Source organism: Clostridium sp. CTA-17 (genome assembly GCF_054767895.1).
This window is the reverse complement of record NZ_BAAABF010000001.1, coordinates 704,483-720,041: the sequence shown is the minus strand read 5'-3', so window position 1 is coordinate 720,041 and position 15,559 is coordinate 704,483. Positions and strand designations below refer to the sequence as shown.

The 15,559-nt window shown below is 25.3% G+C and carries 11 protein-coding genes; 2 read left to right on the top strand and 9 right to left on the bottom strand.

What is annotated here, in order from left to right:
* Nucleotides 1-169 precede the first annotated feature (169 nt).
* The 4 genes from ACYUCG_RS03090 to ACYUCG_RS03075 all read right to left on the bottom strand — a co-directional run bounded on the left by ACYUCG_RS03090 (nt 170) and on the right by ACYUCG_RS03075 (nt 5,888).
* Nucleotides 170-2,080 (bottom strand): FUSC family protein, encoded by a 1,911-nt coding sequence (locus ACYUCG_RS03090; protein ID WP_460268096.1) that lies wholly within the window; start codon nt 2,078-2,080, stop codon nt 170-172.
* 292 nt (nt 2,081-2,372) lie between these two features.
* Entirely contained in the window at nt 2,373-3,368 is a 996-nt protein-coding gene (locus tag ACYUCG_RS03085) for a hypothetical protein (protein WP_110084224.1), read from the bottom strand.
* 331 nt (nt 3,369-3,699) lie between these two features.
* Nucleotides 3,700-4,863 carry a dicarboxylate/amino acid:cation symporter gene (locus ACYUCG_RS03080; RefSeq protein WP_011592069.1) on the bottom strand — a complete coding sequence of 388 codons (1,164 nt, stop codon included), beginning with the start codon at nt 4,861-4,863 and terminating at the stop codon, nt 3,700-3,702.
* A 545-nt stretch (nt 4,864-5,408) separates the two neighbouring features.
* Entirely contained in the window at nt 5,409-5,888 is a 480-nt protein-coding gene (locus tag ACYUCG_RS03075; protein ID WP_460268091.1) for a DUF4352 domain-containing protein, read from the bottom strand.
* Nucleotides 5,889-6,327: 439 nt separating this feature from the next.
* On the opposite strand from ACYUCG_RS03075, the gene ACYUCG_RS03070 reads away from it, so the two are divergent.
* Nucleotides 6,328-7,977, top strand: coding sequence for a GGDEF domain-containing protein (locus ACYUCG_RS03070; RefSeq protein ID WP_460268088.1), 1,650 nt, complete (start codon nt 6,328-6,330; stop codon nt 7,975-7,977).
* Between the two features lie 80 nt (nt 7,978-8,057).
* On the opposite strand, the gene ACYUCG_RS03065 is transcribed toward ACYUCG_RS03070, so the two are convergent.
* On the bottom strand, nt 8,058-8,180 hold the full coding sequence (locus ACYUCG_RS03065) for a CPC_1213 family protein (RefSeq protein WP_003456254.1): 123 nt from the start codon (nt 8,178-8,180) through the stop codon (nt 8,058-8,060).
* Between the two features lie 677 nt (nt 8,181-8,857).
* Between ACYUCG_RS03065 and yjeM the strand changes: the two genes are divergently transcribed.
* Complete coding sequence (gene yjeM, locus ACYUCG_RS03060; RefSeq protein WP_060795403.1) at nt 8,858-10,480, top strand: glutamate/gamma-aminobutyrate family transporter YjeM; 1,623 nt, start codon at nt 8,858-8,860, stop codon at nt 10,478-10,480.
* 104 nt (nt 10,481-10,584) lie between these two features.
* On the opposite strand, the gene ACYUCG_RS03055 is transcribed toward yjeM, so the two are convergent.
* The 4 genes from ACYUCG_RS03055 to ACYUCG_RS03040 all read right to left on the bottom strand — a co-directional run bounded on the left by ACYUCG_RS03055 (nt 10,585) and on the right by ACYUCG_RS03040 (nt 15,550).
* Complete coding sequence (locus ACYUCG_RS03055; protein WP_060795401.1) at nt 10,585-11,544, bottom strand: hypothetical protein; 960 nt, start codon at nt 11,542-11,544, stop codon at nt 10,585-10,587.
* 242 nt (nt 11,545-11,786) lie between these two features.
* Nucleotides 11,787-12,158: a hypothetical protein gene (locus ACYUCG_RS03050; RefSeq protein WP_003456405.1), complete on the bottom strand. Its 372-nt coding sequence runs from the start codon at nt 12,156-12,158 to the stop codon at nt 11,787-11,789.
* Between the two features lies 1 nt (nt 12,159).
* Nucleotides 12,160-12,873 carry a response regulator gene (locus ACYUCG_RS03045; RefSeq protein WP_240298085.1) on the bottom strand — a complete coding sequence of 238 codons (714 nt, stop codon included), beginning with the start codon at nt 12,871-12,873 and terminating at the stop codon, nt 12,160-12,162.
* Nucleotides 12,848-15,550, bottom strand: a complete 2,703-nt coding sequence (locus tag ACYUCG_RS03040; RefSeq protein ID WP_460268085.1) for a DUF4118 domain-containing protein — start codon at nt 15,548-15,550, stop codon at nt 12,848-12,850. The genes ACYUCG_RS03045 and ACYUCG_RS03040 overlap by 26 nt, the downstream gene beginning before the upstream one ends.
* Between the last annotated feature and the right edge of the window lie 9 nt (nt 15,551-15,559).

Sequence of the window (15,559 nt, the reverse complement as noted above, 5' to 3'; positions counted from 1 at the left end):
AATTATTATGGAGAAGATATTACGTAAAAAAACTGAGACTGTTCGAAGCGAAGCAAGTTTCGAAGTTTTAGTAATATCTTCGGAGTAATAATTATAAATTCTTAGCGAAATCTAGTAATTCTCGGAATATGTTTGTAAGTTTTATATTATATTTTGATATATGCCATTTTTATTCTTTACATATTAAATCACTTAACTTTCTCATCTCTTTTACCACATAGAAAAGCTTATAAAGCAATACAAGTATTAATCTCTCTTCTTCTGTTTTTGCCTTCTCTAAATCTTCTATTGCTAAATCTTCAAAGTCTTTTTTCTTAGTATAATTTTTAAAGTCTTCAAAGCTCTTTTTAAATAAGCTTTTATTATTATGTATCATAGGGCTTTTTATTAAGAAGTTTACATCTGATACAAAATCATTTTGCAATATCAATAACTCTTGAATTTGCTCTGATTTCATCTCTTTATTGTTATAATTTATCTTCTTCCATATTCTATAACTTTCAAAAAAAGATAATACTAATTTTTCCTTATCTGAATTTTCTTCTATTAAACCATCTAGTATTCTCTCATTTAAATAAACATATAATTTTATTGCTTTATTAGTTTCATCCTTCATTTTATAAGGAAAAATATAATTCATAACTATAGCAACAATTATAGATGCTATTAAGATAAAAAATACCCTATATTCACTTAGCACATAATAAGGAGTATGTGATGGATCAATTACCCCAGCCATTAATAATGCATTTAATGTTATAAATATACATCTAATTTTATAAGAAACAACAGACATACTTAAGTATATACAAACAACTATAAAAGCAAATATCAGTATTACATTTGACTGAATAAAATAAAAAATTACATTAAATAAAATTGCTCCTATTATAGTTCCTAAAACCCTTGCCTTTGCCTTCTTATTACTTTGTTCCACATAGGGAATTAATAATAAGGAAATAGTGAATAATGCCCACTTACCTTGAAAAATTTCAAAGTAATTTACTATAAATACTGAAAAAGCCAATGTTATGGCTGCTTTTACTGCCAAATTAAATCTTAGGGATCTTATGTTTAGGCTTTTTCTAAAATTATTTGAATTAGATTTTAAAGCTTTTAAAAAATTTGCAATATAATTTGAATAGCTTTCAATATGATTTTCTTTCACATTAAGTCCTTGTAAAAACTCCTTTACACTTAATTTAGCATTGTAATAGCTATACCTATCTAAATCATCTCTTAACTTAAAAGAATCTAAATAATTATAATATTCATTTAGTATATTTTTTAACTTTTCCTTATTTCCATCCTCTATAAAGTCTTGCACATTTTTAAGTAATTCAATGGTCTTTTTAATAAGTTCCTTATTAACATCTCTCTTCATGGCTTCAGATGAAAGACTTGATACTCTCTTTAGAAAAACTACTATTAAATCTTTTGAATATATAGAATAAACTTGATTTTTATCTAATTCCAATCTTTCATGAACCTTTATCTCAAGTTCTTTAATCATTAAAGCTACCTTTTCACTATTATTTTTTTCTATACAACCAGTATTTATCAATTCATTTAAGTTTTCAATTAATGAATTAATACACCCTTTTATTGATTTGTTAAATATATTATTAAAATTATATCTAGCTAAGATATAGTAAAGTGTCATTATGACTATACCACCAAAAATTAAAGCAAATACTCTTTTTGGTAATTCGCTAGTTGTAACTGGTTCATATAATAAAAATAAATATAACTGTATAAATCCTAAGGCTTTAGTAGGCTTTGTATCATAAGTAAAAGAAAAGTATATAAAGAATGATACAATTAAAGTCATTATAGCCCCTAAAATAGGATTTAATCCTGCAAAATATGCTCCTAAACCTACAAAAAGTTCAACTCCAGTAAAGTATAATGTATGATGTATTGGATTTATTGTATAATCCTCTCCAAACATTGTAGTAACTGTAATAACAGCGGCTAATCCAATAAAAAGATTTTCTTTTCCAAATAATAAAACAAATATTAGTATAGAAATTACCACTATCAAAAACATTTTAAGATACATAATTTGTTTCTTCCACATGTTTTATCACCTCTTGTCAAAAACTTATACTATTTTTATAGTAAATTCTAGAATAATACTATAATTAAGTTTTATATTTATATTATAAGCTAAAAATATACTTATAAAAAAATAAACAATAATAAATTAATTATTATTGTTTATTATAGTAAACACTTTATTTATTTTTCTTTATCTTTTCTAAATAATCCCTTTCGCTAACTATATTCTTTTCAAAGCTCTTAACTGCTCCCTTTGTATAATTTCCTAGTGCAAATTTATTCTTTACATTACTCACTTTTATCACTACTCCTTATCTTTCACAATTTAAAATAATTCTTTCATAGAATTTCCTAATCAAAGAATTATTAATTGTATTATTAGCTGATAAAAATGAGCTTATACTTTCATCCTTTCTCCATGACATAATAGAATTATGATATTTATTTTCTCTTAAATTTATTAACTCCTCTAATTCTTCTAAAAGAACTAAAAATTCATTTTTTAAGCAATTAAAAATCTTGTTATTAATATCATTCTTTCCTTCATTGATATTTAAAAGTATTCTAAATAATTCATTTCTTATGGAATTTATTTTAGCTAATATTTTTTTATTACTCTTTATTATGTCTAAAAAATCCCTATCAAAATATTGATAAACATCAGTTCCTATCATAATAAATCTATCTATGCTATTTAATATATCTAGAAGAATGTATATATACTCCTCATTTAATATATTGGAATTATTAGAAATATTGATAAACAACCTTTTTTTAAGTTCCTTTAAAATGTATTCTATTTGCTCCCTTTGATCATTACTCCTGTAATTTATTATTTCTTTATTTATAAAATCAAAGATTTCTGATTCCCATAATTTATAATTACAATCTTTGTCATTCATTATTTCATAGGAATTTACATTGTTTGCTATACCATTATTATTTAAACTTCCTGAAGATATATAACAAATTTTATCCGTTAAGATAAAATTAGAATCATTTACTGAATTTAATATAATTGCTATATTATTTTCAGGGAAATTTTTCATAAATTTAATTTCATTAACTATTTCTCTTTGATTTCTAAACCTATAGTTAAATGGAAGTATTAAAATCTTAGGACAATTAGCATTATTTAAAGCTTTCAAAATTCTTTCTGTAAAAGGAATTTCACTACACCCTAAAATAATATATTCTGGATTACAATTTATTATATTAACTATACTTTTCTCTAAATTTTCATCTAAACTTTTTATTCCTAAAGCAGCAACTGTACGATTATTTATTTTATTAACTCTGCTTCGCATAAATACTTATCAACCTATTTAAAGCTGATAATTACCTCCTTTCATAAATATAAAACTAGTATAAAATATTCATATTAATCTTCATGTTTTAAAGTTAAATTCTATAAATAATTATAAAAATATACACTTATTTATAAATTCTCTTACTATTTATTTTAGTCAAATCTTGTATTTTTGTGAATTTAAACACATTATTTATTAGTTTTTAAAATTACACAAATTATATATCTATTGATTTAAAGTAATTATTTTTACCCCCTTAATTTCATTTATAATCCCTATTATTTAATTAAAAATAAAAAGGCGTACTATAAAAGTACACCTTTTTATATTATAAATTCTTTTTCTTTGCTATACCTGTCAACATAAGAGCTATTGCTCCATCACCAGTTACATTACATGCAGTTCCAAAACTATCTTGAAGAGCAAATATTGTTAACATAAGAGCTGTCCCAGCCTCATCAAAGGCTAATACACTAATTATTAAGCCTAACGATGCCATAACTGTTCCCCCTGGGACTCCTGGTGCCCCTATTGCAAACACCCCTAATAATACTATAAATAATATCATAGTTGGTAAACTAGGAATTTTACCATATAAAATTTGAGATACTGTCATTACAAAAAATACTTCTGTAAGAACTGAACCACATAAATGTATGTTTGAGCATAATGGTATTGCAAAATCCACTATATCTTCTCTTAAAGCCTTTGATTTCTTTGCAGATTCTAAAGCTACTGGTAATGTTGCTGCACTTGACATTGTTCCTACAGCAGTAAGATATGCTGGTCCATAATACTTTACAACTTCCCATGGATTTTCTTTTGATATTGCTCCACCTATTAAATATAAAATTGTTAACCATATAAAATGACCAAATAATACAATTAATATAACTTTAAAGAATACAGGAAGTTGATTACTTAATCCTCCTTCATAAGCTAAAGCTGCAAAATTAGTTGCTATGAAAAATGGTAATATTGGTATTATTATTTTATTTACAATACTAAGTACTATAGCTTGAAATTGATCTAAAAGCTTTTCTACTAAATCAGCCTTTGTCCATCCAACAGCTAATCCTAAAAGTAATGCTAAAGCTAACGCACTCATTACACTCATAACTGGTGGTATATCTAATTTAAATATAAGTTCTGGTAATTCCTTTAATGATGCTATATTAGATACTATAGATAATTTAGGTATTAATGCATATCCTGCAATCATTGAAAGAATAGCAGCAAAAACTGAAGATAAATAAGCTATTAAAACAGCATATCCTAATAGTTTGCTTGCATTATCTTTTAATTTAGCAATAGATGGAGCTATAAATCCTAAAATAATAAGTGGAACAGAGAAAAATATAATTTGTCCCAATACATACTTAATTGTCACAATTGTTGACATAAGCCCCTCTGAAGAGTATGTGCCTATTATTATTCCTAATATAACACCTAAAATTAATTTGAAAATAAGATTATTAAATAATTTCTTCACAATTTACCCCCCTTTACTTTATATTTTCTATGTAAAGAATTATTTATAAACATAATAAAACAAAAAAACTTCTACCCCTATACAGAGGCAGAAGTAAAATTCTACGGTTCCACTCTGATTTTAAGTAGTAAGTTTTTTACTTAAACTACAAAATCTCTTTAGGTACAAATATACCAATCTGCTATAACGGGCATACCCGCATTCCCCTACTATAATCTAAAATTATTTCTGGAAACAAGCTCATAGATGCACTCATGAAAAAATTCTTTAAAGTCTTTTACAGCCTAGAAGACTCTCTCTGAATAAAGAAATTAATTCTACTTTTCTAATCACAGCTTTTCATATTATAAAAGTTAATTCTTAGTATTCTTATATGAATTAACTTTATTATATTTTAAACTCTATACTTAGTCAACATAAATTTAAAAAAATGTAAACAAAAAGGTAATATATTAATAAATATTACCCTTTTAAATTCTAGATATTTTGTTGTATTTTAAATATAATCTATTAGTATGAATTTTACTGTATATAAATGTCGAATATTATAGTTTAACTGTTGCTACGTCTTTTTTAAATATATTTGGAACATAATTTAACTTTAAATCCTTAACTCCTATAGGTTCTTGAACTACTATAGTTCCTGTAACTTCTTCTCCTGGAGCTAATGTTCCCGTATCTAAAGCTTCCTTACCATCAATAGCCGTAAATGTTCTATCTTTTATTTGGCCATTATCATTTTCAATCTGAAAACTATATGGATTATAATTTAACTCTGAATCTCCATTATTTTTAAGAGTTAAATTAAGAATAAGGAACTCATTGCCTTCTTTAGGTTTATCATTACCTTCCCCCATACTTGTTTTAACACTATTTACTATTAAACTTTGATCCTTGATTTTTACTGTATCACCTATATTATAAGCATATTCACTGCTATATCTATTGAAGAATATTTTACTTAATCCTCCAACTACTAATAATGCTAATAATATAGTAAATACAGCTTTTACTTTTTTCGACATTTTATCACCTTACCTATATATTTTTCTCAATGACGTATTTGATTATATAAACCTAAATATACTAAGTCAATTAGGTTAATTCTTCATTATTCTAAGATAAAAACATTTTCATCTTTAGTATCCATTAATTTCATTTAAAATATACCATAATTTAAATTCTAAATTTTTCCTTTAATTTCATTATTAAACTTAATTTTTTATATAAATCATCAAAAAAACATTATCAAAACACAAAAAAGTTAACCATTTATTAAATTTACATTAGTAACTTTAAGATTAACTGTTTATTATATATTTATTAAAATTAAATCTATAACAGATTTACTGATTAATATATTCTTCATTTTATATACATTTATTCAAAATTTATGGTATACTTTTTAATTGTATGTCAATTAAATAATACAATTTCTAGATCTTATCAATTTTAGGGGGATTTATGAAAAAGAAAAAAAAGAAATATCTTTTAATTTCATTAATTTTTTTAACAATTATTATTTCGATCATAATTACTTGTTATAAATTAAAATCAGATAAAAAAACAAAAAAATATATAGAAGAAACTAATATTATTTTATATAAATCAAATTTAGAAATGAAAAAAAGAAACTTTACAGATTCTCAAAATCAACTTTTTTCAATTATAGATAATAAAGAGATGTTTAACAGCTTACCAAATAAATCAAAGTTTAAGATTTACAATTATTTAGCTGTAATAAATCTTCAACAAGAAAAATTTTTAAATGCTTTATCTTATTATGAAGAAGCTTTTAAATACGCAGATAAAGAGTCAAAAATAATTATTAAATTAAACATGTCATCAGCTTATAGATATATGGGAGCTTCTGTTACTGCAACTAACATATTAGAAAAGATACTAAATTCACCTTTAATAATAAAAAATGAAAATTCTTCCCTTAAAGAATACGCTCTATTAAATTTAGCTGAAACTTATTTTTCTGTAAATGATATGACTGATTTTAATGCTACAATAAAAAAAGCATCTACTATTGCTAATAATCTTACTGAAAATGGTTCAGAAGATTTAAAAATACTTTTAAATTCATATTTAATAATAACAGCAATTTCAGAACATAATATTGATTTAATACCAAACTATATTTCCGAAATAGAAAGTTTAGACTATAAGGCTAATGGTAATGATGATATATATTCTGAATTGGAAATGATAAAAACACGTTCTTATGGTATGTACTATGAAAATATTGGGGAGTTCACTTTAGCATTAGATTATTTTTCAAAGCTAGAAGAATTAGCTGATAATGAAGGTGCTACTTATATTTCATTATTTTCTATTAGTGAAAGAATCTCAATTTATAAAAAATTAAATGATAATAAGAATGCAGATATTTTAATAAATAAATATTACGAAAAACAAACTTCAATAAAAAATATAAATGACTGTGACTTTAAATATTACATAGATAATAAAATTATAAATAATCATGAATTACCATTTTTAAAAGATACTATTGTTATATTGATATTATTATTCTTACTGTCTATTCTATTGATTATTTTCTATTTTAAAAAAGCTAGGGACTCAAAGCTAGACTCCTTAAAAGATGGACTTTGTAATATTTACAATAGACGTTTTTTGGATTCTTATATTAATAATTTAAAAGAAAGAGATTTACCTATTTCATTTTTAATGATTGATGTGGATTATTTTAAACTTTATAATGACAATTATGGTCATCAAGCAGGTGATTTTGTATTAAAAAATATAGCATCAGTACTCAAAAAAAATTCTCGTAAAGAAGATATAGTTGCACGTTATGGTGGCGAAGAATTTTGTGTTTTACTAAAAGGTGCTTCAAAATATTCTTCTATTAATTATGCTGAAAGAATCAAAGAAAATTTAGATAATCTTAACCTAAAACATGAATATTCAAAGGTTTCAAAGCATGTAACTTTTAGTATTGGAATATGTACTACATATTCTAAGAAAGATTTAAAGAATTCACTTAAATTTTGTGATAAAGCACTTTATATATCTAAAAATAAAGGAAGAAATACATATACTTATTTAGAGGACTCCCCTTCTGATTCTTCTAATTCAAATTAATATAAGGAAAGGTAAATTGTTGTAAATTACCTTTCCTTATATTAGTTTGAATTGCTATTATGTTTTTGAAAATCCTTAAATTACTTAAAAGTTTTTGGAGTGAATTCATCTCCCTTTGCTTTTGGTTCTCCAAAAACAGCTTTTACACTTTCACTTTGAGGATTATGATTTATATGTTTTTTGTTGTTATTTTTTTTACTCATTAATATCACCTCAAAAATAGTCTGTGTACTTCTTTTTTCTTTATTCCTAGCATATATTAACTATTTATGAAATTATATTTTCTAATAATATAGTTCAATCTAAAAAATACCTATGTATCTTTTAAATTTTTCTTTACTTTAAATACCTAACAAAAAAGAAGTTATTATGCTAAGCCACACCAAATATGAACCTTCTATAAGGAAAACTATAGTTACTATAAAAAAATATACTATTCCTAAAATCCATAAATATCTTTGATTTTTTAATGACATTAAATCACCCAAAAACTTTATATATTTAAATTATATGATTACAATCTTAAGTTGTCCATTTGCTCTAATTATTCTAGAAACTATTCTTTATTTCATTTAATATAACTTCCATCCATACTTAAGAAATATATCATTATATTCTAATAATTTACCAAAGAAAAATATAATTAATCAAACTATCTATATCAATTATTTTTATAAATTATGGTAAATTTATGATTTTTCTATAAAATTTATTGAAAATTTACTCATTTTATAAAAATAAATTCTTTTATATATACTTTTATCTTGTTTTTATTAACAGATAATTAATTTATTAACATACTTTACTTTAATTTAATTGTTATTATTTGTATACTTAAGAAAAATAGGGTTTTAAAAGTATATATGAGAGGTGATTTTATATGGAATCAAAAGAAAAAAGCAAATTAACCCTAACAGCCTTAATACTTATGATCTTTACATCAGTTTATGGCTTTACTAATATGCCAAGAACCTTTTATTTAATGGGTTACAGTGGAATCATATGGTATATAATGTCAGCTATTTTATTCTTTATTCCTTATGCTTTTATGATGGCTGAATATGGGGCAGCTTTTAGAAAAGAAAAGGGAGGGATATATTCCTGGATGGCTAAATCAGTAAACCCTAAGTTTGCTTTTATAGTAACTTTTATGTGGTTTTCTTCAAATCTAATATGGATGGTATCTGTATCATCATCTATATGGATTCCTTTATCTAATGTGTTTTTTGGTAAAGATACAACTTCTACTTGGAATATATTAGGTTTAACAGGTCCTCGTGCAATGGCTGTACTAGCCATAATATTACTAATAACAATAACATTTATTTCTTCTAAAGGATTAAATAAAATTTCAAAAATTACATCCATAGGAGGAACAGTTGTTGCCTTAGCTAATGTAGTTTTAATTCTTGGTGGTTTTTTCGTACTAGCAAGCAATGGTTTTGAATCAGCTCAAGGTTTTAATATTGAACAGTTCATACATTCTCCAAACCCTGCATATCAATCCCCTTTAGGCGTACTTGGCTTCGTTGTATTTGCAATATTTGCTTATGGTGGAATAGAAGTAGTTGGTGGATTAGTTGACCAAACTGAAAATCCTAAAAAGAATTTCCCTAAGGGAATAAAAATTTCTGCCTTTGTAATTGTTATTGGTTATGCAATAGGAATTTTATGTATTGGTTTCTTTGTTAATTGGAATAGAGACTTAACTGGTCCTGATGTAAATATGGCAAATATAGCATATATTGTAGTAAATTATCTTGGTTATTACATAGGTGAAGCAATTGGCTTAAGTGCTAATGCTTGTACAATGTTAGGTAACTTCTTTGCTAGATTTATAGGACTTTCAATGTTTTTAGCACTTATAGGTGCATTCTTCGCTTTAAGCTACTCTCCTTTAAAACAATTAATAGAAGGTACTCCTAAAGATATTTGGCCTGAAAAATGGACAAGATTAAACAAAGAAAATATGCCAGCTACAGCTATGTGGATTCAATGTATAACAGTAATTATATTTGTTTTATGTTGCTCAATGGGTGGCGAAGATTCATCTAAATTTTTTAACTATTTAATACTTATGGGGAATGTAGCCATGACATTACCTTATATGTTTTTATCCTTTGCTTTTTCATTCTTCAAAAAGAAAAAAGAAATTGTAAAACCTTTTGAAGTATATAAAAATTATAAGAGCGCTTTAGTTTGGTCTATCATAGTAACATTAACAGTTGGTTTTGCTAATATATTTACAATAATACAACCTCTTACTTCAGAAAATAAAGATTATGTTGCTGTAATCTTCCAAATTTCTGGTCCTATTATATTTGGATTCTTAGCATGGTTAATATATAGAAGATATGAAAACAATGTACTAAAAAAACAAATTTCAAATATTGATAATAAAATTGATACAGAACTTGAAAAAATAGAAAAAGCTGAAGAAGAAGTTACAAGTGAAACAATAGGAGTAATAGATATAGAAGTTCATGATGATGATTCTAAATAAGCTAGAAGGACTATAATTCAAAGTTAACTATAATAATAAAAATTCCTAAAAAAAATAATTGGTCATAAATTTCTATGACCAATTATTTTTTTAATAAATTTATTTTAATTCTTAAAAGTGTCAACAATACATTTTTCTTCTCTAAAAAAAATCATAGCAATAGTTATAAATATAAAGCATCCTATAGCAATTTGAAATGGATAAAACATTACTTGTTTACTAGTTAATAGCATTGGCAAAACAGCAATTGCTGCAACTGGTGGAAAGTACATATTAAATATTTCAAGACATATAAATAAACTAATTAATAGAAAAATAGTACAAAGCCATAAAGGCATTCCTAAATATTCGTTAAATCCAATTCTAAATATAAATCCTAAAATAGCTACAACAATAAACAAGAATAATAAACTTTTTGAACGCTGTCTAAACTTACAATGTTCATTTGTAAGTTCTATAAAAGCAACTATTAAAGGTGGTGCTATTAATAAAGTAATATTAAATTTAACAGAAAAATATGTTAAAATACCCACAGTAATAAATATCTTCAATAATCTAATAAATTCTTTTTTTCTAAGTGAAGTATTTCTTTCAAGTTTAACAATTTCTTCTTTAAATTCTTCTCTTACCGCTTCACTTGCTCCATAATCTTCTATAAAATACTTAATTGAAACTATAAGTATAGTAAGTATAAATACTGATATTGGATAAACCCAAGTCTCAGTTCTAAGTACAATAGGTAAAATACAAGCTGAAATAATTGGTACAAGAGTTGTTTTTGATAGCTTTAATATAAGCCCAGTAAAAACTAATCCTATTAAAACTTCCATAGTTAACCCTAAGTTAACATATCTTACAATAAGTACCCCTACTATAGAGCATAGTGTCATAAGACCTACTAATCCTAATTTGCTAACCTTCCAAGGTTGCTTTTCTAAAACCCAAGATCCCACAACTAAAGCGGCCACCTCTGGAAATATTATCTCTCTTTCCCCTGTAATTTCTGCAATACTTACCATAGCTAAAATAAGTAAAAGTGATATAAAATATCTTTTATATTTCATATTACGACATCCTTTGTTTAAAAATTTCAGATTAATTTTATCATACCAAAAGTATTTTGTTAAAAATAAAACAACTATCTCTATACTATTTTTAAACATTTTCATTTTTTAATCTATCAATAAATATGCTATATAAAAATTATTATAATACTTAAAATTAGTTTTATTAACAAACTTCCAATAATTAATCTCCTATATATTAAATAACTAATTTAATATATAGGAGATCTCTCTTAACTCATTTATCCCAAATCAAATTTTGATATACCACTATTATAAAAAACAGTTCTCTTTAAATTGTTATCAGCAGGTAAATAACAAGGTTCAAAGGCTAATGCTGCCCTATAATATCTTTGTGCTAACAAAACATTTCCTCTTTTTTCTTCAATTACTCCAAGTAAGTTTTCTATTTCTGCTGAACTACTATTAATTATTAAAGCATTTTTTAATAATAATTCAGCCTTATCATATTCTCTAGAGCAAATATACTTTCTTGCTTTCTTTAGAGATTCTTTTATATAGGTACTCTCTTTTAACCCCTCTACCTTTTTCATTATAAACTCAATTTGTTCTATTAAATCATCTATTAAACACTTTGAAATTATAATACTCATATTAAAGTTCACTATCCTTATCTTGAATTCTAAGTAGTCTATATCCAACCCCTATATGGGTTTGTATATAATTTGTATCCATAGCCTTTTTGCTTAATTTTTTTCTTAAAGTTGCCATAAAAACTCGTAATGAAGGAATATCACTTTCACAAGTGCTAGACCAAATTTCTTTTAATATATAATTGTGAGTAAGAACTCTTCCAACATTTTTAGAAAGTAAACATAGTAATTTATATTCAATTGGAGTCAAATGTATCTCTTCTTTATTTAAAAATACACATCCTGAAGTATAATCAATTTTTAAGTCTCCATTTACAAACTCTTGTATTTCCTGTGTATTATTTCTATCATAGTTCATTTTTCTTATAGCAACTCTTATTCTAGCCATTAACTCATCTACACTAAATGGTTTAGTCAAATAATCATCAGCCCCTAAGTCTAAGGCTTCAATTTTATCTCTATCTTCACTTCTTGCACTAACTACAATTATTGGACAATTTGACCATTCTCTTACTTTTTTAATTATTTCTATGCCATCCATATCAGGTAGTCCCAAATCTAGTATTATAATATCTGGTCTTTTTGATATTGCTAAAATCATTCCTTGTGAACCATTAGCAGCCGTATGACACTGATATGAATTTATTTCTAATGTAGCTGTTACAAAATTTCTTATGGCTTTTTCATCTTCAATAACTAAAATTGCTGGTTTCATTCTTATTCACCTCAACTCTCTGCAAACTAAAGCCAATTATAGTTCCCCTAGGTTTATTATCTCTAACATATATTTCTCCTTCATGTACATTTATAATTGATTTACACAAAGCTAATCCTAATCCTAATCCTCTCCTACTATCACTAATATTTTTCTTAGATGTAAAAAACATATCAAATATATGCTCCTTGTCTTCTTTGCTAATTCCTACACCATTATCTGCTATCTCAATTATTACATTATCTCCTTTTGAAAAGGCACTTATTTTTATATTTGATCCTTTTTCTGTATACTTTATTGCATTATCAACAATATTTATTATTACTTGTATTATAAGTCTTACATCAGCATTAACCATTAACAATTCATCTTTCAAATCAATTTCTATATTATAGTCACAGGCATTTCTATTAACATGTTGCAAAGCCTCTAAAATAATTTCTTCTACTAATTGAGCTTCTCTATTTAAATTTATATTTCCATTATCTATTCTTGAAACAGAAAGTAAATTTTCAACTAAGTTTATTAACCAAATTGAATCATCATATATATCTAATGTTAACTTTCTTTTAGTTTCTTCGTCAAAATTATTATTTAAAAGCAAACTTGCACTTCCAGATATACTTGTCAAGGGTGTTCTTAAATCATGAGAAACAGCCCTTAATAAATTTGCTTTAAATTTTTCATTCTCAGCTTGCATTAAAGCCTGCTTCTTTGCTTCTTCTAAAATATAATTATCTATGACAAAAGATACTTGATTTATCATTGCAATTAGTAAGGATTTTTCCCCTTCCTCTAATTCCTCTCCTTCTTCTAAAATTATCCCTATTACTATGCCTATATCCTCTTGTCCTAATACAGGAATATACATAGCTTTAGCTCCAGGTAATGTTTCTGTACCCTTTCCAGCATATTTTCTATTGTTGATAACCCAAAGTACTACTCCCTGTTCGTCTAAATTAATATATTTATTACTTAATTCACTTCCATCTTTGAATTTATAATTATATATATTTTCAATTTGACTATTTTTCACCTTATAAACTACTACAGGTTTTTTTACTAATCTACTAACTTGCTCTTGAGACTTTAAAATAATTTCTTCTAAATCTGAACATCTTCCAAGCTCACTACTAGATTCTAATAAAATATTTGTTCTATATGCTGTTATTGCTGATTTATTGGCCTGTACTTTAACTTTATTTGTAAGAGTACTAGTTATTAAAGCTGAGACAAGCATTATGAAAAATGTAAATATATAACTTGAATCATAAGCATTAAAAGTAAATTTAGGTTCAGTGAAGAAAAAGTTGAAAAGTAAAACACTAAATAAGGAAGATATAACTCCATATATTCTTCCATAAGTCTCCTTTGCTATAATTAAAACACCTAAAATAAATACTATTATTATATTAGCTTCACTAAAACCTAAATTTTCAAAGAATAAGCTTATAATAATTGTAATAATTAAAATCCCCAAAGTTTTTAAAGAATCTTTAATTGTTATTTTTTCTTTATTTAAGCAAATTTTATTTATATCTTCTACATTTTCTTCTTCATCTGGTATTATATAAATGTCTAGCTCTGGAGCTAATTCTATTAATCTGTCTACAATACCAAATCTTGACCATAGATGTCTTTTCTTCTTTGTTCTCCCTATTATAACTTTTGAAACTGAACTAATCTTAGAAAACTCTGAAACTTGATATGCAACATCATCTCCATAAACTGTTTCTATTTTAGCGCCTAAATCTTTTGCTAATTTAACATGCGCTCTTAATCTTTCAATATTTCCTTCTTTTAATTCTCTTGATGAAGTTGTTTCAACAAATAAAGCAGTAAACTTTCCATGAAAGGCTTCTGCCATTCTTGCTGCTGTTCTAATTACTTTACTATTTGAAGGAGAAGAACTTAAACATACCAATATATGCTCATTAGTATGATAAAAATTTTCATTTTTATTTATCATAACCTCTTTATTTACACTATTGGCAGTCTCTCTTAAGGCTAACTCTCTCAAAGCAACTAAGTTTTCTCTTATAAAAAAGTTTTTTAATGCCTTTTTCGCTTGATTTTTAACATATATTTTTCCACTATTTAATCTTTCAATTAAGACGGATGGATCTACATCTATCAATTCAATTTGAAAAGCATTTTTAAATATTCTATCAGGTATTCTCTCTTTAACAACTATATTAGTTATAGATGCCACTACATCATTTAAACTCTCTATATGTTGAACATTAAGAGTGGTATAAACATCTATGCCAGCATCTAATAATTCCTCTATATCACTATATCTCTTTTCATGTCTAAGTCCCTTAACATTGGTATGAGCTAACTCGTCCACAATGATTAAATCTGGTTTTCTACTTAAAGCTAAATCTAAATTAAATTCCCTTAATACCAATCCTCTATATGCTACTTCTAAATTAGGTAATAATTCTAATCCTTCTAAAAGTGCTAGGGTTTCTGGTCTTGTATGAGGCTCAATATATCCAACTACAACATCTAGTCCCATAGTAATTGCTGAATGTGCCGCTTCTAACATTGCATATGTTTTCCCAACCCCAGCAGCATATCCAAAGAAAATTTTAAGTTTTCCTCTTTTACTATCTTTTTCATTCTTATTTATTTCTTTTAATATTTCCTGTGGATTAGGACGAGTTTCCCTCATTTATAATCC